The 17,522-nt window shown below is 63.7% G+C and carries 13 protein-coding genes; 11 read left to right on the top strand and 2 right to left on the bottom strand.

What is annotated here, in order from left to right; all coding sequences use genetic code 11:
* Nucleotides 1-28 precede the first annotated feature (28 nt).
* The 9 genes from G3N95_RS02000 (at nucleotide 29) to G3N95_RS01960 (ending at nucleotide 12,250) form a co-directional block, all read left to right on the top strand.
* A complete protein-coding gene (locus G3N95_RS02000) occupies nucleotides 29-1,561 on the top strand; it encodes a UbiD family decarboxylase (protein WP_205968271.1) in 1,533 nt (510 codons plus the stop codon).
* Nucleotides 1,554-2,186 (top strand): UbiX family flavin prenyltransferase, encoded by a 633-nt coding sequence (locus tag G3N95_RS01995; RefSeq protein WP_205968270.1) that lies wholly within the window; start codon nucleotides 1,554-1,556, stop codon nucleotides 2,184-2,186. The genes G3N95_RS02000 and G3N95_RS01995 overlap by 8 nt, the downstream gene beginning before the upstream one ends.
* Nucleotides 2,187-2,236: 50 nt before the next feature.
* Complete coding sequence (locus tag G3N95_RS01990; RefSeq protein ID WP_241018214.1) at nucleotides 2,237-5,242, top strand: molybdopterin cofactor-binding domain-containing protein; 3,006 nt, start codon at nucleotides 2,237-2,239, stop codon at nucleotides 5,240-5,242.
* Nucleotides 5,239-6,060: an FAD binding domain-containing protein gene (locus tag G3N95_RS01985; protein WP_205968268.1), complete on the top strand. Its 822-nt coding sequence runs from the start codon at nucleotides 5,239-5,241 to the stop codon at nucleotides 6,058-6,060. Before G3N95_RS01990 ends, G3N95_RS01985 begins: the two co-directional genes overlap by 4 nt.
* A complete protein-coding gene (locus tag G3N95_RS01980; RefSeq protein WP_346778342.1) occupies nucleotides 6,057-6,593 on the top strand; it encodes a (2Fe-2S)-binding protein in 537 nt (178 codons plus the stop codon). Before G3N95_RS01985 ends, G3N95_RS01980 begins: the two co-directional genes overlap by 4 nt.
* Nucleotides 6,586-8,175 carry an AMP-binding protein gene (locus G3N95_RS01975; protein WP_205968266.1) on the top strand — a complete coding sequence of 530 codons (1,590 nt, stop codon included), beginning with the start codon at nucleotides 6,586-6,588 and terminating at the stop codon, nucleotides 8,173-8,175. Before G3N95_RS01980 ends, G3N95_RS01975 begins: the two co-directional genes overlap by 8 nt.
* A gap of 5 nt (nucleotides 8,176-8,180) precedes the next feature.
* On the top strand, nucleotides 8,181-8,987 hold the full coding sequence (locus G3N95_RS01970; RefSeq protein WP_205968265.1) for an enoyl-CoA hydratase-related protein: 807 nt from the start codon (nucleotides 8,181-8,183) through the stop codon (nucleotides 8,985-8,987).
* A gap of 48 nt (nucleotides 8,988-9,035) precedes the next feature.
* Nucleotides 9,036-10,766 (top strand): GMC family oxidoreductase N-terminal domain-containing protein, encoded by a 1,731-nt coding sequence (locus G3N95_RS01965; protein WP_205968263.1) that lies wholly within the window; start codon nucleotides 9,036-9,038, stop codon nucleotides 10,764-10,766.
* A gap of 98 nt (nucleotides 10,767-10,864) precedes the next feature.
* Entirely contained in the window at nucleotides 10,865-12,250 is a 1,386-nt protein-coding gene (locus tag G3N95_RS01960; RefSeq protein ID WP_205968733.1) for an MFS transporter, read from the top strand.
* 6 nt (nucleotides 12,251-12,256) lie between these two features.
* Here G3N95_RS01960 and G3N95_RS01955 read toward each other — a convergent pair whose 3' ends face one another.
* Both G3N95_RS01955 and G3N95_RS01950 read right to left on the bottom strand, forming a co-directional pair.
* Nucleotides 12,257-13,171 carry a LysR family transcriptional regulator gene (locus G3N95_RS01955; RefSeq protein ID WP_205968262.1) on the bottom strand — a complete coding sequence of 305 codons (915 nt, stop codon included), beginning with the start codon at nucleotides 13,169-13,171 and terminating at the stop codon, nucleotides 12,257-12,259.
* Between the two features lie 104 nt (nucleotides 13,172-13,275).
* Complete coding sequence (locus tag G3N95_RS01950) at nucleotides 13,276-14,766, bottom strand: MmgE/PrpD family protein (RefSeq protein WP_205968261.1); 1,491 nt, start codon at nucleotides 14,764-14,766, stop codon at nucleotides 13,276-13,278.
* Between the two features lie 381 nt (nucleotides 14,767-15,147).
* On the opposite strand from G3N95_RS01950, the gene G3N95_RS01945 reads away from it, so the two are divergent.
* Both G3N95_RS01945 and G3N95_RS01940 read left to right on the top strand, forming a co-directional pair.
* Nucleotides 15,148-15,888, top strand: coding sequence for a GntR family transcriptional regulator (locus G3N95_RS01945; protein WP_205968260.1), 741 nt, complete (start codon nucleotides 15,148-15,150; stop codon nucleotides 15,886-15,888).
* Between the two features lie 202 nt (nucleotides 15,889-16,090).
* Entirely contained in the window at nucleotides 16,091-17,485 is a 1,395-nt protein-coding gene (locus tag G3N95_RS01940; protein ID WP_205968259.1) for a hypothetical protein, read from the top strand.
* Nucleotides 17,486-17,522 lie beyond the last annotated feature (37 nt).

Below are 17,522 nucleotides of genomic sequence, written 5' to 3'. Positions count from 1 at the left end.
CGAAGAGGCGGCATAGATGGAGACGCAGATGAATACTCGCGACGCCGCAACCCGCGGTGCCTTTTCCGGTTCCTTTTCGGGTTCCGCTACCGATCCCGTTTTCCAGTCAGTCCGCGCATGGGCCGAGCCCTCCGGTGCGCTGACGCTGCGCGGCTGGCTCGCGCATCTCTCCCGCACGGGTCGTCTCGCGACGATCGACAAGCCCGTCGCGCTCGAACACGAACTCGCCGCTGTCGCTAAGCGGCTCGATGGCACGCAGGCCGCCTTCTTCACACGGCCCGGCTCTCACGCGATACCCGTCGTGAGCGGCTTCATGTCGAAGCGCGCGTGGATCGCCGAGGCGATGGGCGTCGAGGAAGCCGACCTGCTCGCGCGCTTTCGCGATGCCGCCGATGCGCCCGTCGCGTCGCAACTCGTCGCAAGCGGTGCGGCGGTCTGTCAGCAGGTCGTTCATACGGACGGGATCGACCTGCACGCGCTGCTGCCCGTTCCGACTCATAGCGAGCACGACAACGGCCCTTACATCACGGCGGGCCTCGTGATCGCGCGCAATCCGCGAACCGGCGTGCAGAACGTGTCGATCAACCGCATTCAGGTGCATGGTCGCGACCGCATGGCGATCCTGCTGTTGCCGCGTCATCTGCACGCGTTCCAGAAAGCCGCCGAAGCCGCCGGCGATGCGCTCGACGTCGCCATCGCCATCGGCGTCGATCCGCTGACGATGCTCGCGTCGCAAGCCATCACGCCGATCGACAACGACGAACTCGAAATCGCGGGTGCGTTGCAGGGTGCGCCGCTGCCCGTCGCGCAGTGCGTGACGAACGGCGTGCATGTGCCCGCGTTCGCGGAGATCGTGATCGAAGGGCGCATTCTTCCGAACGTGCGCGAACCCGAAGGCCCGTTCGGCGAATTCCCGAAGTACTACAGTGCGCGGGAAGCGCGTGAGGTGATCGAAGTCACGGCCGTCACGCATCGGCGCGATCCGATCTTTCATACGATCGTGCCTGCCGAAATGGAGCACCTGCTGCTCGGCGCGATACCGCGCGAAGCGACGTTGCTGGCGCATCTGCAACGCAGCCATCCCGGCGTGAAGGACGTTCATCTGTCCGTCGGCGGCGTGTGCCGCTATCACCTGTGGATTCAATTCGACAAGAAGCGCGAAGGCGAAGCGAAGAACGTGATTCTCTGCGCATTCGGCGCGCACTACGACATCAAGCAGGTGGTCGTCGTCGATATGGATGTGGACGTGCACGATCCCGCCGAAATCGAATGGGCGATCGCGACGCGCTTCCAGGCGGATCGCGATCTGGTCGTGATCGAAGGCGCGCAAGGCTCGCCGCTCGATCCGTCGACGACGGTCGGCCAGCCTGACGACGCGCCGCCGCATCTGCAGGGCGTCAGCGCGAAGATGGGGCTCGACGCGACGCGGCCTGTCGTGTATCCGGCGCACGTGTTCACGCGCGTGCGCATTCCTGGCGAAGACGAGGTCGATCTCGATGCGCTCGTCGCATCGGACAACACCGCGTTCGACGCATGGCTAGGCGGTGCGCATCATGACTGAGCACGCCGTGCGCAAGCCGCGCATCGTCGTCGGCATCTCCGGTGCGAGCGGCGCGATGATCGGCGTGCGATTGCTCGCCGCACTGCGCCGCCTCGACAAGCACGAGACCCACCTGATCGTGTCGCAATCGGGCGCATTGACGGCGGCGCAGGAACTGGGCGTGACGCGCAGCGATCTCGATGGCATGGCCGACGTCGTGCACAACGTGCGCGATATCGGCGCGGCCGTTGCGAGCGGCTCGTTTCTCACGGAAGGCATGGTGATCGCGCCGTGCTCGATGAAAACGCTGGCGGGGATCGCCAACGGTTTCGCGGACAACCTGCTGACGCGTGCCGCCGACGTGATGTTGAAGGAACGCCGCCGCCTGGTACTCCTTGCACGCGAGACGCCGCTCAACCTCGCGCATCTGCGCAACATGACGCTGGCAACGGAAATGGGCGCGATCGTGATGCCGCCCGTGCCCGCGTTCTACGCTCACCCGAAGACGATCGAAGACGTGGTCGATCATACGGTTGGACGCATTCTGGATCTGTTCGCCATCGAGCATCGCGAGATTGCGAAGCGTTGGAGCGGCCTCGGCGATGCCATCGCCATGCGTCGCGACGATGAAGGAGCGCAGCGATGAACCAGCGCGAAACGAATCTGGCCGAAGCCGAAGCGCCGCGCACCGCCGCGATGGATGCGCCCGCAAACGAAGTGTCCGCGAAGCACGTCGGACGCCCGATGCAGCGTCTCGAAGACCCGGCGATACTGACGGGGCGCGGTCGCTACGGCGACGACATCGGCGTCAAGCCCGGCACGTTGCACGCGGCCGTGCTGCGCTCGCCGCATGCGCATGCAGAACTCGTTTCGATCGACGTGAGCGGAGCATCGAAGCTGCGAGGCGTGCGCGCGGTGTTGACGCGCGACGACTTGCGCCCGTGGTCGCGGCCCTTCGTCGTCGGCGTGAAGTCGCCGATGGAGCAGTGGGCGCTCGCGATGGACCGCGTGCGTTATGTCGGCGAGCCGGTGGCTGTGGTGATGGCGGAATCGCGAGCACTCGCCGAAGACGCGCTCGACCTCATCAAGGTCGAATACACGATTCTCGATCCCGTGACGACGATCGAACAGTCGATGCAACCCGATGCGCCCGTTCTGCACGAACGCGTGGGAACGAATGTGATCAGCGACCGTCATTTCCGCTACGGCGAGCCGGAAGCCGCATTCGAAAGCGCGCCGCATCGCGTGAAGATCGTCACGCATTATCCGCGCAACACGTGCGCGCCGATCGAATGCGGCGTGGTGATCGCCGAGTATCTGTCCGGCGATGAAGGCTACGACGTCACATCGAACTTCATGGGCCCGTTTTCGCTGCACGCGGTAATGGCGATGGCGCTGAATGTGCCCGCTAACCGGCTGCGTCACAAGGCGCCCCGCGATTCCGGCGGCAGCTTCGGCGTGAAGCAGGCGGTGTTTCCGTATGTGGTGTTGATGTGCCTCGCGTCGCGCAAGGCGGGCGCGCCCGTGAAGTGGGTCGAGGACCGGCTGGAGCATCTGAGTGCGGCGACGTCGGCAACCGCTCGCCTGTCGACGATCGAAGCGGCAGTCGAAGCCGACGGACGCATCACGGCGCTCGCCTACGATCAACTCGAAGACTGCGGCGGCTATGTGCGCGCGCCGGAGCCCGCCACGTTCTACCGGATGCACGGCTGTCTGACGGGCGCGTATGCGATTCCGAATCTCGTTGTGCGCAATCGCGTGGTGCTGACGAACAAGACGCCGACGGGACTCGTGCGCGGCTTCGGCGGACCGCAGGTGTACTTCGCGCTCGAACGTCTGATTCAGCGCATCGCGATCGAACTGAAGCTCGATGTGCTCGATGTCTATCGTCGCAACTTCGTGCCCGCCGATGCATTTCCGTATCGCGCGGCGGCGGGCGCGTTGCTCGATTCCGGCAACTATCAGGAGGCGTTGCGGCGCGCGCTCGCGCAAGGCGGTTACGACGAACTGGTGAGGCGCCGTGACGCGGCACGCAACGAAGGGCGCCTCTACGGCATCGGTTTTGCGGCCATCGTCGAGCCGTCCGTGTCGAACATGGGCTACATCACGACCGTGATGCCCGCCGAAGCGCGCAAGAAGGCCGGTCCGAAGAACGGCGCGATTGCCAGCGCGACCGTGAGCGTCGATCTGCTCGGCGGCGTGGTCGTGACGGTCGCATCGACGCCCGCAGGGCAAGGGCATATGACCGTCTGCGCACAGGTTGTAGCGGATGTGCTCGGGCTGGATCCGAAAGACATCGTCGTGAACGTCGAGTTCGATACGCACAAGGATGCGTGGTCGGTGGCGTCCGGCAACTATTCGAGCCGCTTCGCGGGTGCCGTCGCGGGTACGGTTCATCTCGCCGCGACCCGCGTGCGCGACAAGCTCGCGCGCATCGTCGCGAAGCAGTTCGGCTGTGCGCCCGCAGATGTCTGCTTCGAAGGCGGGCGTGTGTATCCGAAGGCTGCGCAAGATCGCGCGCTGCCGTTTGGCCGTGCAGCGAGCAACGCGCCGCATTGGGCGCCTGCGCTGTTACCGGAGGGCGAAGAACCGGGCTTGCGCGAGACGGTGTTCTGGTCGCCGCCTCATATGGATGCACCGGACGAGAACGATCGCATCAACACATCGGCGGCGTATGGCTTTGCGTTCGATATGTGCGCGCTGGAAATCGATCGCGCGACGGGCCATGTTCGTATCGACCGCTACGTGACCACGCACGATGCCGGCACGCTGCTGAATCCGGCGCTCGCCGATGGTCAGATTCGCGGCGCGTTCGCGCAAGGTCTCGGCGCGGCACTGCTCGAAGAGTTCCGCTATGGCGCGGACGGCAGCTTTCAGTCCGGCACGCTCGCCGACTATCTGATGCCGACTACGTGCGAAGTGCCGGATCCGCTGATCGTGCATCTGGAAACGCCGTCGCCGTTCACGCCGCTCGGCGCAAAGGGACTCGGCGAAGGCAACAACATGAGCACGCCCGTGTGCGTCGCGAACGCGGTTGCCGACGCATTGGGCATCGACGATATCCGCTTGCCGCTCACGCCTTCGAAGGTCATGGCGCTGGTCGGCATCGACGATCCGGAACCGTCGCGGCCTGAGTATCGCGAAGCGGCGACGGAGAAGAAAACGGCGCCGGGCGGCGGCCGTGCGCTCACCGCGCAAGGCATCGTCGATTTGCCCGCGACCCCGGAAGCCGTGTTCGCCGTGCTGCTCGATCCGGCGCTGCTCGCGAAAGTCATCCCCGGTTGTCACGAACTCGAAGCGACGGGGCCGAACCGCTACCGCGCCGACGTGACGGTCGGAGTCGGGATGATCAAGGCACGTTTCGAAGCGCGCATCGGGTTGTCGGAGATCGACGCGCCGCATCGTCTGCGGCTCGAAGGTGCGGGCATTTCGCCGCTCGGCAGCGCGCGTGGCAATGGTCTCGTCGAACTGATGCCGACGGAAACAGGCACCCGCCTCACCTACGACTATGAAGCGCAGGTGTCGGGCAAGGTGGCGGCTGTCGGCGGCCGCATGCTCGAAGGCGCGGCGAAGGTCGTGTTGCGGCAACTGTTCGAATCGCTCGGACGTGTCGCAGCGGGCGACGAGCCCGGCGCGACAGGCGGCTCGGCACTGACGGGCTTTTTACGGCGGCTCGTTGCACGCTTCAGGAGGCAGGCATGAAGCCCGCACCGTTCGATTACATCCGCGCGATCACGACGCAAGACGCACTCGACACGCTCGCGGAAACAGGCGAAGACGCTCGCGTGCTGGCAGGCGGGCAATCGCTGATGGCCGTGCTGAACATGCGCCTCGCGCAGCCGCGCGTGCTGGTCGACATCTCGCGCACCGACGAGTTGAATGCGGTCCATGCGGACACGCAAGCGGGACGTCTCGTCGTGAGCGCGGCGGCGACGCAAGGCAGCGTCGAATGGCGGTCCACGTTGTGTGACGAAGTACCGTTGCTCGCGATGGCGTTTCCGCATATCTCGCACTTTCAGATCCGCAATCGTGGCACCGTGTGCGGCTCCATCGCGCACGCCGACCCGAGCGCGGAACTCCCGCTGGTGCTCACGGCGCTCGGTGGCGACATCACGCTCCGTTCGAAGAAGAAACGGCGCACGCTGCCTGCGGAAGACTTCTTTCAAGGCATGTTGATGACGGCGCGCGAGCCCGATGAGATCGTCGAAGCCGTGCGTTTTCCGCTGAAACAGCGAGGCGAGCGCTTCGGCTTCACCGAATGTTCGGCACGTCATGGCGATTTCGCCATGGTCGCCTGCGCAGCCGTCGTGACGGACGGCGCAATCCGGATCGCCGTCGGCGGTGTCGCCGACCGTCCCAAGGTCGAGACGTGGCCGCGCCTGCGAGGCGATGACCTGCGCGGCGCATTGAATGATTTGAGCTGGAAACTGGGCGCGCAGGACGATGTGCATATCAGCGCGAAGTACCGTCGTCATCTGGTGCGAGAACTCGGATGGCGTGTGATCGAGGAGGCGAAGTGAGCAAGACCCCACCCTACGTGATGCGGCACGGCGAGCAGTGCGCCGTCACGCTGACGCTCAATGGCCGCGAACGCAGCGGCTATTGCGAAACCCGCGAACTGTTGTCGGATTTCCTGCGCCATGAACTCGGCGCAACGGGCACGCATGTCGGCTGCGAGCATGGCGTGTGCGGCGCGTGCACCGTCCATCTCGACGGTGTCGCGGTGCGCTCGTGCCTGACGCTTGCGGTGCAGGCTGAGGGACGCCGCATCGATACCGTCGAAGGGCTGGCGCCCGCGCAGACGCTCGGCGACCTGCAACAGGCGTTCTCCCGTCATCACGCGTTGCAGTGCGGGTTCTGCACGGCGGGCATTCTGATGTCGTGCGCGGATTTCCTGCAACGCGTGCCGGACCCGACGGAAGAGCAGGTGCGCGACATGCTTTCCGGGCACATTTGCCGCTGTACGGGCTATACGCCGATCGTGGCCGCCGTGCTCGACTGCGCGGCGCGGCGCAATCAGCAGTGCGAGAGCACGGAGGCCGGGCATGCTTGATCTCGGCCGCACGTTTCTGCAAAGCGTGGAGCGCAGCCCGAATGCGCTTGCACTAGTCGATGGCGAACTCCGCGTCACCTACGCGGAGTGGCACCGCATCATTTTGAATGCCGCTCAGGGCTTGCACGAACTGGGTCTCGGGCACGGCGACCGCTTGCTGGTGGTGCTGCAGAACCGCTGGGAAATGGCGACGTTGCATTGGGCCTGTCAGTTCGCCGGCATTGTGATGGTGCCGCTCAACTGGCGCGCGAAACCCGATGAACTCGATTACTGCGTGACGAATGCCGGCGTGAAGGCAATCGTCTACGAGCCGGTCAGCGCGGAGGCGGTGATGCAAAGCCCCGCCGCACAGAATGTTCCGCGCGTCGGGCTCGACGATGCGCCAGGACGCACCGCGACGATCGATGCCCTGTTGGCGCCCACATCCAGCAAGGCGACGACGCAAGCCAGTGCGGAAGATTGCTCGCTGATCCTGTACACGTCCGGCACGACGGGGAAGGCGAAGGGCGTGCCGCGCCGTCATCGGCATGAACGCGCCGCAGCGCTGGCGCACGTTGCGCAGAATCTCTATCGCCACGGCGAGCGCACGCTCGGCGTGATGCCGCTCTATCACACGATGGGCGTGCGCTCGCTGCTTTCGATGGCGCTCGTCGATGGCCTGTTCGTCTGCGTGCGGCGCTGGAATGCACGGCTCGCGCTCCATTCGATCGCGCAGTACAAGCTGACGTGCCTCTATCTCGTGCCGACGCTTTATCACGATCTGCTCGCGGACCCGGCGTTCAGTCAAACGGATACGTCGTCGGTGACGAAGCTCGGATTTGCGGGCGCGCCAATGAGCGACGGGTTGCTCAAGCGGCTGTCCACGGCGTTCGAACCTGACCTGTTCGTCAACCACTACGGCTCTTCCGAGGTCTACACCTTCAGCATCGATCAGCACGCGACGAGCAAGCCGGGCAGTGCGGGGCGCGCGGGCATCAACACGCGTCTGCGGGTCGTGAAGCTCGATGCGCGTTCGCCGGATGACGTCGCCGCCGTGCACGAGGAAGGCCAGATCGTCGCGGATCTGCTCGGCGACGAAGCGTTCGAAGGCTACTGGAACCGCCCCGATGCGAACGAAAAATCGCTGCGCGACGGCTGGTACTTCACGGGAGACACCGGCTACTTCGATGCGGACGGCGACCTCTACGTCACGGGCCGCGTCGACGACATGATCATCAGCGGGGGCGAAAACATTTCACCCGTCGATATCGAATCGGTGCTGTCGCTGCATCCGTGCGTCGACGAAGTGGCGGTGGCGGGCGTGAAGGATGAGCGCTGGGGGCAACGCGTGGTCGCATTCGTGAAGCGCAGCGATTACGTCGATTGCGACACGCTCGATGCGTGGTGCCGCGCATCCGATCTCGTCAACTTCAAGCGTCCGCGCGAGTACGTATTCGTCGATGACATTCCGAAGTCGCCGGTCGGCAAGATTTTGCGCCGCAAGCTCCAGTCCGGCGAATACCAGCGCGACGAGCGCGCCGCGATCGGACGCAACGAAACCTCGATTCAACCGCATCAACACATCGAAATCACGAAGGAGTAACACCCATGACTGACCTGACCCACCGCGGCCAGACGCTGCTTCAGGAACTGGACGGCTTTACGGTCGACATCGACGCACAGCGCGAGCGCGCCGACATCATCCTGGACCGTCCACCGTTCAACGTGATCTCGATGCATGCCCGCGACCAGTTGCGCGCCGCGTTCGAAGCGCTCGACGAAGACGAACGCGTGCGCGTGATCGTGATTCGCGCGAAGGGCGAGCATTTTTCGAGCGGCGGCGATATCAAGGGCTTTCTCGAAGCCTCGCCGGAACACGTATCGAAGCTCGCATGGAATATCGCGGCGCCCGCGCGTTGCTCGAAGCCGGTGATCGCCGCGAATCGCGGCTTCTGCTTCGGCGTGGGTTTCGAACTGTCGCTTGCGTGCGATTTCCGCATCGCCACGGAGACCACCTTTTACGCGCTGCCGGAACAGAAGCTCGGCCAGATTCCGGGCTCGGGCGGTTCGGCTCGACTGCAGCAGATGGTCGGCATTGGCCGAACGAAAGACATCGTGATGCGTTCGCGCCGCATTCCCGGCAAGCAGGCGTACGAATGGGGCATCGCCGTCGAGTGCGTCGCGGACAGCGAACTCGAAGCCGCGACGGATGCACTCGTCGATGAACTGCGCGCGTTCTCGCCGCTTGCGCAACGTACGGCGAAAAAGCTGCTCAACGATACGGAAGACGCGCCGCTGTCGATCGCGATCGAACTGGAAGGACATTGCTATAGCCGTCTGCGCACGTCGGAAGATTTCCGCGAAGGCGTCGAGGCATTCCACGGAAAGCGCAAGCCCGTGTTCCGCGGCAAATAAGCCGGCAAGTAGCTGGCAAATAAACAATTCAGGTTTGGAGACAGTTTGATGGAACGCTTCGATTATGTGATCGTCGGCGGAGGATCGGCAGGGTGCGTGCTGGCGCACCGGTTGTCGGCCGAACCGTCGCTGCGCGTCGCGCTGATCGAAGCGGGCAGAGATACGCCGCCGGGCGCCGTGCCCGGCGAGATTCTCGACAGCTATCCGATGCCCGTCTTCTGTGGCGACACCTACATCTGGCCTGAATTGAAGGCCCAAGCGACGCGCGGTGCGGCCATGCGCGTCTATGAGCAGGGCAAGGTGATGGGAGGCGGGTCGAGCATCAACGTGCAATCGGCCAATCGCGGCCTGCCGCGCGATTACGACGAGTGGGCCGCGAATGGCGCAACGGGCTGGGGCTGGAGCGATGTGTTGCCGTACTTTCGCAAGCTCGAGCGCGATGTGAATTTTCCGGAAGACGAGTTGCACGGCCGCGATGGCCCGGTGCCGATTCGCCGCATCATGCCGGAAGACTGGCCGCCGTTCTGTCACGCCTTCGAAAAAGGGCTGCGCGCGCAAGGCCTCGTGATGCTGCGCGACCAGAATGCCGAGTTCGAAGACGGCTTCTTTCCGGGCGCATTCTCGAATATCGACGACCGGCGCGTGTCGACGGCCGCCGCGTATCTGGATGAAGCGACGCGCAAGCGCAGCAATCTGCGCATCTTCGCTGAGCTGCGCGTCGAGCGTCTGGTGATGGAGGGTGCGGTCGCGCAAGGTGTGGTCGCCATCGCGCGCAATGGCGAGCGCGTGCAGTTCGACGCGAACGAAGTGATTCTGTGCGCGGGCGCTTTGCAGTCGCCTGCGATGCTTTTGCGTGCCGGCATCGGACCGCGCGACGAACTGGATGCGCTCGGTATCGAATGCCGTGTCGATCTGCAAGGCGTCGGGCGCAACTTGCAGGACCATCCGTCGCTTACGTTCTGCCATTTTCTCGCGCCGCAATTCCGCATGCCGTTGTCGCGCAGGCGCGCGAGCATGATGGCCGCACGCGTGAGTTCCGGCGTGGACGGCAGCGAAGTGTCCGATCTTTACCTGTCGAGTGCGACGCGCGCTGCGTGGCATGCGCTCGGCAACCGGCTCGGCTTGTTCTTTCTCTGGTGCAACCGGCCTTATTCGCGCGGCCGGGTGCAGCTCGTTTCTTCGGATGCGTTCGTCGCACCTCGCGTCGAACTCAATCTGCTCGATGATCCGCGCGATCTCGAACGGCTTGCAGTCGGCGTCCGAATGCTCGCGCAAGTCGTGAAGGCCTCAGGACTGGGCTGCAACGAACGCGATTTCTTCCCCGCCGCGTTTTCGGCGCGGGTGAAAGCACTTAGCCGAGTGGGACCGGGCAATGCGTTACTGACTTCGATGCTCGGCGTGCTGCTCGACGCGCCTGCGCCTTTCAGGCGCGCATTGATCGAACGTTTCTTCACGCGCGGCCAGCGTATGGCCGCGCTGCTCGCAGACAGGCAGACACTCGACGGCTTCATCCGCGCGAACGTATTCGGCGTGTGGCACGCGAGCGGCACATGCCGCATGGGCGACGCGCGCAACGCGGACAGTGTCACCGATACGCAAGGCCGCGTGCATCGCACACGCGGTCTGCGTGTGGTCGATGCCTCGCTGATGCCACGGCTGCCGTCGGCGAACACGAACATTCCGACCATCATGATCGCCGAGAAAATCGCCGACGAGATGGTCGTGCAACGGAGCAGGGCAGGCGCGACGCAAACCGCGCCGCTTGTTCCGACGCCATAGCCATTTCATTAACGCCAACCAGAGCACGCAGATACAAGGTGCCATTTTCACCGGATTCAAAAGAGAAATGGTCCGGTGACCATTCAAGGAGATGAATGATGTCCGTAGCAGCGCAAAATAGCGCCGCCGTGCCGGCTATCGACCAGCGGCAGGTGATGGGCGCAGTGTTCGCCTCGTGTCTCGGCTGGGCACTCGATCTGTTCGACCTGTTCGTGCTGTTGTACGTTGCGCCTGTCGTCGGGCGCCTGTTCTTCCCATCCGAGCATGCGATGCTGTCGCTCGCGGCGGTCTATGCGTCGTTCGCGGTGACGTTGCTGATGCGGCCGCTCGGCTCCGCGCTGTTCGGCTCTTACGCCGACCGTCACGGGCGTAAGGGCGCGATGATCATCGCCGTGGTCGGCGTCGGTGTGTCGACGGCGTTGTTCGGCGCGCTGCCTACAGTGCATCAGATCGGTCTGGCCGCGCCCGTCGTCTTTCTGCTGCTGCGTCTCGTCCAGGGTGTGTTCGTCGGCGGCGTGGTGGCGTCGACGCATACGATCGGCACGGAATCCGTCGCGCCGAAATATCGCGGCGCCGTGTCAGGGCTGATCGGCGGCGGCGGCGCGGGAATGGGCGCGCTGCTCGCGTCGCTCACGTACCTGTTGATGTCCACGCTGTTTCCGGGTCATCAGTTCGAAGTGTGGGGCTGGCGCTGCATGTTCTTCACGGGGATCATCAGTTCGGTGCTCGGCCTCTTCGTGTTCAACAGCCTCGAAGAGTCGCCGTTGTGGCGCAAGCTCGCGGCGGACAAGGCCGCGAAGGCCGCCGCGCAGCATCGCAACGCGCCCGTCGAAATCGTGCGCTCGCCGCTGCGCACGTTGTTCTCGCGCGACTTCCGTTCGATCCTGTTCGTCAATCTGCTGCTGACGGTCGGCGGCGGCAGCGGTTATTACCTCACCTCGGGCTATCTGCCGACGTTCCTCAAAGTGGTGAGCCATACGCCTAACGGCGCGGCTGCTGCGATCCTGATGCTGTGCAGTATCGCGGTCGTGATCGCTTCGGTGGCGGCGGGGCATCTCAGCACGTTCATCGGCCGCAAGCGTGCGTTCGTGTGGATCGGGCTGATTCGACTCGTTGCATTGCCTGGGATCTATCTGTTGCTGCCGACCGCGAACGATATCGTCACGCTCGGCATTTACGCGGTCATTCTGAGCGCGCTCGGCAGTGCCGGTTATGCGCCGATCCTGATTTTCCTCAACGAGCGTTTCCCGACCGCGATCCGCGCGACAGGAACGGGGCTGTCATGGAACATCGGCTTTGCGATAGGCGGCATGATGCCGACCGTTGTTTCGCTGGTCGCGAAGGAAACGAGCGAACTGCCGTTGATGCTCGCGATCTTCGTCGGCGCGATCAGCGTGATCTTCCTGATCGGCGCGTTCATCGTGCCGGAGACGCGGGGCAAGCTCGATCAGCCGGCCGTGCCGCAACGCGAAGTGACGGGTTGACGCCTGTCAGGCTTCGTCCGCCGCGCTTCTCGTGACGCGGCGGATTTCTTCGGCGATGATATCGATCAGTGCTTGCGCAGCAGGTCCGATGGGCCGCTTCGGATGCGAGACCTGAACGATGTGCCGAAGAATGGGCGGCGTGCCGATTCTGTGCGCGCGCAACGTGCCTTCGTCCACTTTGCGCTGCACGACGACGCGCGGCAGTATCGTCGCGACGGGGCTCTGCTCGACGAACTGCACGATGGTGCTCAGCAGATCGATTTCGAAAGTCGGCTTGATGACGATATTCGCGGCCATCAGCGCGGCATCGAGCGCGCCACGCAAGCCGTTGCGGCGCGTCGGCAGCACGAGTTCGACAGCGGGCGGATTCGACAGGTCGATGCTTTCGGGCAATTCGACGCGGCACGCGAGTCCTGTCACAAACACCATCTCTTCGACGAGCAGCGGTTGCATGTCGAGCGCGAGCCGTCCGCGCGGCTTGTTGATGATGGCGGCGTCGAGCCGTCCCGCTTCGACGCCGTCTATCAATTGCGCGCTGAAGCCGTCCGCGACGGACACCTCCACTTGAGGAAACAGCGCGTTGAACTTCGCCAGCGATTCTGCCAGCACGCTCTCCGTTTCCGACGACACCATCCCGAGCGACACGCGCCCTGTGACGATCACGTCTTGCCGGCTCAACTGCACGCGCGCATGCTCGATGTCGCGCATGATCGGCGTGTAGAGGCGATACATCAGACGGGCGGCATCCGTAGGTGTCATGCCGTGCGGACCGCGCTCGAACAGCGTCTGCCCCAGTTCCGCTTCGAGCTTCGCAATCTGCATGCTGAGCGCGGGCTGCACGATGTTCAGCCGTTTGGCCGCGCGCGTCACGGAGCCGTCCTCGAACAGGGCGATGAAATACTGGATTTGCTTGAGGTCCATGCAGCGTCGGCTCAGGCGAAGTGACGGGAACGCTGCAAGTTTAACGCCGCGGACCTTGAAGTCGCGGCGATTCGTCGACGAAACGGCGGCGGTGCAGTCGAGCGCTAGTGCGGCAGTGCCGCCAATGCGATCTCAGCCGCGCTCTGCAACTGTTCGACATGCCAGCACTTGTCGATCAGCGCGCGGGTCCTCTCCGGCGACAGGATGCCGTCGGAGAGATCGGAAAACTTCTTCTCCAGTTGCTGATCCGTCATCGGCACCTCGGTGCTGCCGATCGCATGCTGGATGAACTTGTGCAGCTTGCGGCCATCCTTGAGCGTGATCGTCATATCCACCTGCTCCGGCTTGATCGCGGAATCGACGATCGGATTCACCTTTTCGCGCAAGGCAACGGTGACCGGGTCGCGCACCTTCGCGTCGCTGAACTGCTTTTCGCCCGCCGCGCCGTCGATCACGGCAATCGCCACCGCGTGATAGATGCTGAATTTGCCTTCGAGGCCGATCTGCGGCGTCTGCTTGCCGGTCAGTTCGATCACGAGCGGATGCACGCGCAGATCGATGCGCTCGATCTGATCTGGCTGCAGATGATATTGATTGCGTAGCTGGATCGCCGCGTCGATCGCGGGATGAATGACGATGCCGCACGCGAACGGCTTATACGTATTCAGCGTCGATTCGTAATGCTGGCCCAACCCTTCCGTGATCTCGCGATAGTCCTGCTTCGTGCTGATCGTATTGGCCCAGCCGCGCTTCGCTTCGATCATGCCGTCCGAACTCGTGTAGTTCTGGCCCGCGAGCAGCGCAGCAAAGATGCCGTTGGCAGCCGCGCGTCCGGGGTTGAAGCTCTTGTTCATCGAGCCGAACGATTCGCGCAGCCCGACCGGTTGCGAGGCGGCGAGCCCCAACGCCCACACCATCTGTTCGACGCTCAGGCCCATCAGCTTGCCCGTTGCCGCAGCCGAACCGAACACGCCGCACGTGCCCGTGATGTGCCAGCCGACATCGTAGTGATTCGGATATACCGCATTGCCGATCCGCAGTTCCGTTTCGACGCCCAGCACCAGCGCGTTCAGAAAGTCCTTGCCCGATACCGGATGGTATTGAGAGTACGCGAGGATCGCCGATACGACGGGCCCGGCCGGATGAATGATCGTCTTCAGGTGCGTATCGTCGTAGTCGAAGATATGGCTGCTGACGCCGTTGATGAACGCCGCGTTCATGATGTCGAAGCGCTCGGTGCGGCCCAGCAGATTCGCCTGCGGCGGCCCCGAGAACGGGGTGAGGGCGGCCACCGCGCGGTTCACCGTCTCGTCGTGCGAGCCGCCGACAGCGACGCCGACCCAGTTCATCAGCGTGCGTACTCCCTCTTTGCGCGCGGATGCCGGCAGATCCTGATAGCCCGTCTTCACGATGTATTCCGCGAGGATGCGCGTGACCTTCGGCGGGCGTGCGTTGATGCTGCTCGCCGCATTCGATGCAGGCGCCGCCTTCGCGGCGTCGGACGATTGCGCATAGACGGTCGAGCCGCTGGCCGCTGCGGCGAAGGCGCCGGCGGCTCCCGTCTTCAGGAAGCGGCGGCGATCGATGACGGACATGAGTGTCTCCTTTTCTTTTCTGGTTGAGAGTCGATGTGATTCGGCGCAAACGCGCGCCTCAGGTTGAGATGACGGTCGTGTGTGCACTGAAGGTCGTCTACGCGGCGATGAGCGGCGGGAGTTCGTGGATGTGTTTGAGCGTGTTTTGTCGCGTCGTATTCGATCATGCGGAAGCGCACGCGGAAAAGTTAAGTGTCGACAGTTTAGGTTTACTCTAACGAAATATACCCAATGAACGCAAGGTTTGGTTTGCAGGTGTGCACACTTTACGGATTCGCACCGTGCGGCGGCAAGCCTTGCCGGAGACGGCGCAGAAGCCGCTGTTTGATAGAATCGGGGCCGGCGCCGGACCGTTGGGCCGGGCCTCATCAGGACACTGCGATGCCCCAGAATGTCGACAGAAGCGCACTCGATGCAGACGGCGAACCGTTCGCCAGTGACGCATCGTCCGGCGAAGCGTCAGCCGTTGCCGAGATCGTCGACTGGGTGGCGCGCGGCATCATCGAAGGGCGCTTGCTGCCGGGCCACGACCTGAACTCCGTCGATCTGGCGAAGCGCTTCAACGTCAGCCGGACGCCTGTGCGCGAAGCGCTGTTCGTGCTGACGCGCGAAGGGCTCGTCGACTGGTCGCCGCGACGGCGCCCGCGCGTCTCGTCCGTGCAGTTGCAGGATGTGCGCGAGATTTATCAGTTGCGCGGGATCCTGTATGCGCAGGTTTCCATGGCGATCGTCGAGCGCGCGACGGAGGACGATATCGAATCGCTTTGGCGCGCGCATCGACGTCTGGCGGATGTGGCCGCGCAAGGCGACGTCGACGGGTATTTCTGGGCGAACGTCGCCTTCCGCGACGAAGAACTGCGCGTGTGCGGCAACCGCATCTTCAAGGAAGTACTCGACTCGATGCGTATGCGCACGAATCGCTTGCGCCGCCTCAGCACTTCTCTGCCGGGTCGTATGCTGCGTTCCTGCGCGGATCATCAGCGCTTATGCGAGGCGTACGCCGAGCGTGACGGCGTGCTGGCCGCGGCACTGAACCGCTCGATCGTGCTGAGCGCACTGCAGGCGATCGAGCAGGCGTGGGAACAGGTGTCGGCGAGTGCCGATCCGGCCGGCGACGACTGAGTCACATCGTCCTCGCAGCGCAGAGAGCGCGCTCCACCAAGTCGCGATCGGACGCCGGAACGACACCCCTCTGCCGTGCCGGCTGACACGTGTCAGCAAAACTTCGCGCGGCGCGACGTCACAGCACTTTCCCGCATGATCGCCGGTCTGGCAGACCTAACATGAACGTTCAAAACCGTCATGTTATGGAGAGGCTTTCGCTATGGTTTCGGTCAAAGGTACGACTCCCGCCGCGAGTCACACGACGCAGGCCAGCGGGTCTGGTCAAACTGCAGCCACGACGGCCAGCGCGCAGAAGCGCAAAGCGACCAATCTGCCGCCTGGCATGCCGCCGTCGCGGAAGCAGAAGCAATCGGGTGCCGGGAAGAGTACGCCCAACGGAAGAGAGGACCTGCCGAAGTGGAATGAGGAAGTGAAGTCCATGGGCGCATTGGGTTCCGGCATCACCGAAGTCGACAAGGGCAAAATAAACAACCTCGCGAATGCGGGCGAGCAGTTGAAACAACAGGAAAGCACGGCAAACCTCAGCGCGCATCCGGAGAAGCCACTGGATTCGCCGGTAAGCGCATTCATGCGCACGACACCGGATCAACTTTATTCCAAGTCCGCTGCTCCCAAGGCGGGTGATCATTCGCCGTCCGTTTCCGCCGTGGAGAAAGTAGATTCGGCCGAAACCAGGATCCTGGGACGCAAGGCGAAGCCGACCCCCACGGGATTCAATGTCAACGAACACAAGGTTCCGACGCTGCAGTTTCATACAAAGCCCTTCTACGATGGCACGCAGCATGACTACGCCAAGGATTCCGCAGCCCATACGGTGTTCACATCGATGCGCGAAATGCATCAAGCGGGCGAACAGGGAAAAGGCACATTAGGAAGCGACGGAAAATCAGAAAAACACGCCAATATGAGCGAGTTGCTCGATGCGACTGCGCGAGCTTATTCGCCCTATAACGCCAGAGGAGAGCGCGTCGTCAGCCCGGTTGACCCGAGCAAAGATCGATTCACGTCTCCGGCAGTCAAGCACGGCGTGCAAGAGAGATTCCGTCCGCTCAGCGAGGATGCAGCCGGCAACAGGCTCGATCAGCTACGAAAGGCTCGTGAGGCTGAGTTCTCAGCCGAAAGCCCGCTGCCTCGCGTTCATATCAACACGGACGGCACCAAGGGAGAAAAACTGAACACCGGTGAGGTGACGAGAAGAGAGCCGGCCGCAAAACAAGACGCGAACGGAGATGCGTCGGCCAATCGTCCCATCGAAAGAGTAAAAAGCGACCGGGGCGTTTCGCCATTCGTGGGTCAGCAGATGATGAACATGTGGCATCGCGAGAATCTGGGCCAGGCGCCGCATGGACCAGATCCGTCTAACCCACCGATGCACAACGCGCCGCGCCAACCGAGGGCACCGGGCCAGTTTCCCACCCAACTGCCATTGGGCGGCAGGATCCAGCAGCAGCAAGCAGAAGCGCAAGAGCAATGGAATTCGTTGTCGCCTGCGCAGCAGCAAGCCCAAAAGGCGGAGACGAGTGCCAACGTCAGCAGGCTGGGTAAGGAGCCACCAGCCCCCGCAGCCGATGACGCGATGGACGTCGATTCATGACGCCTGGTCAGAACCAGGCGCGGAGGTGAGCCGTTCG

The organism is Paraburkholderia sp. Tr-20389, from assembly GCF_017104565.1.
Taxonomy (GTDB): Bacteria; Pseudomonadota; Gammaproteobacteria; order Burkholderiales; family Burkholderiaceae; genus Paraburkholderia.
The sequence above is the reverse complement of the archived record's forward strand: the minus strand, read 5'-3'. Positions and strand labels throughout refer to the sequence as shown.

Coding starts and splice junctions, on each gene's coding strand:
- G3N95_RS02000 (WP_205968271.1), top strand. CDS start 29: ATGAATACTCGCGACGCCGCAACCCGCGGTGCCTTTTCCGGTTCCTTT.
- G3N95_RS01995 (WP_205968270.1), top strand. CDS start 1,554: ATGACTGAGCACGCCGTGCGCAAGCCGCGCATCGTCGTCGGCATCTCC.
- G3N95_RS01990 (WP_241018214.1), top strand. CDS start 2,237: ATGGATGCGCCCGCAAACGAAGTGTCCGCGAAGCACGTCGGACGCCCG.
- G3N95_RS01985 (WP_205968268.1), top strand. CDS start 5,239: ATGAAGCCCGCACCGTTCGATTACATCCGCGCGATCACGACGCAAGAC.
- G3N95_RS01975 (WP_205968266.1), top strand. CDS start 6,586: ATGCTTGATCTCGGCCGCACGTTTCTGCAAAGCGTGGAGCGCAGCCCG.
- G3N95_RS01970 (WP_205968265.1), top strand. CDS start 8,181: ATGACTGACCTGACCCACCGCGGCCAGACGCTGCTTCAGGAACTGGAC.
- G3N95_RS01965 (WP_205968263.1), top strand. CDS start 9,036: ATGGAACGCTTCGATTATGTGATCGTCGGCGGAGGATCGGCAGGGTGC.
- G3N95_RS01960 (WP_205968733.1), top strand. CDS start 10,865: ATGTCCGTAGCAGCGCAAAATAGCGCCGCCGTGCCGGCTATCGACCAG.
- G3N95_RS01955 (WP_205968262.1), bottom strand. CDS start 13,171: ATGGACCTCAAGCAAATCCAGTATTTCATCGCCCTGTTCGAGGACGGC.
- G3N95_RS01950 (WP_205968261.1), bottom strand. CDS start 14,766: ATGTCCGTCATCGATCGCCGCCGCTTCCTGAAGACGGGAGCCGCCGGC.
- G3N95_RS01945 (WP_205968260.1), top strand. CDS start 15,148: ATGCCCCAGAATGTCGACAGAAGCGCACTCGATGCAGACGGCGAACCG.
- G3N95_RS01940 (WP_205968259.1), top strand. CDS start 16,091: ATGGTTTCGGTCAAAGGTACGACTCCCGCCGCGAGTCACACGACGCAG.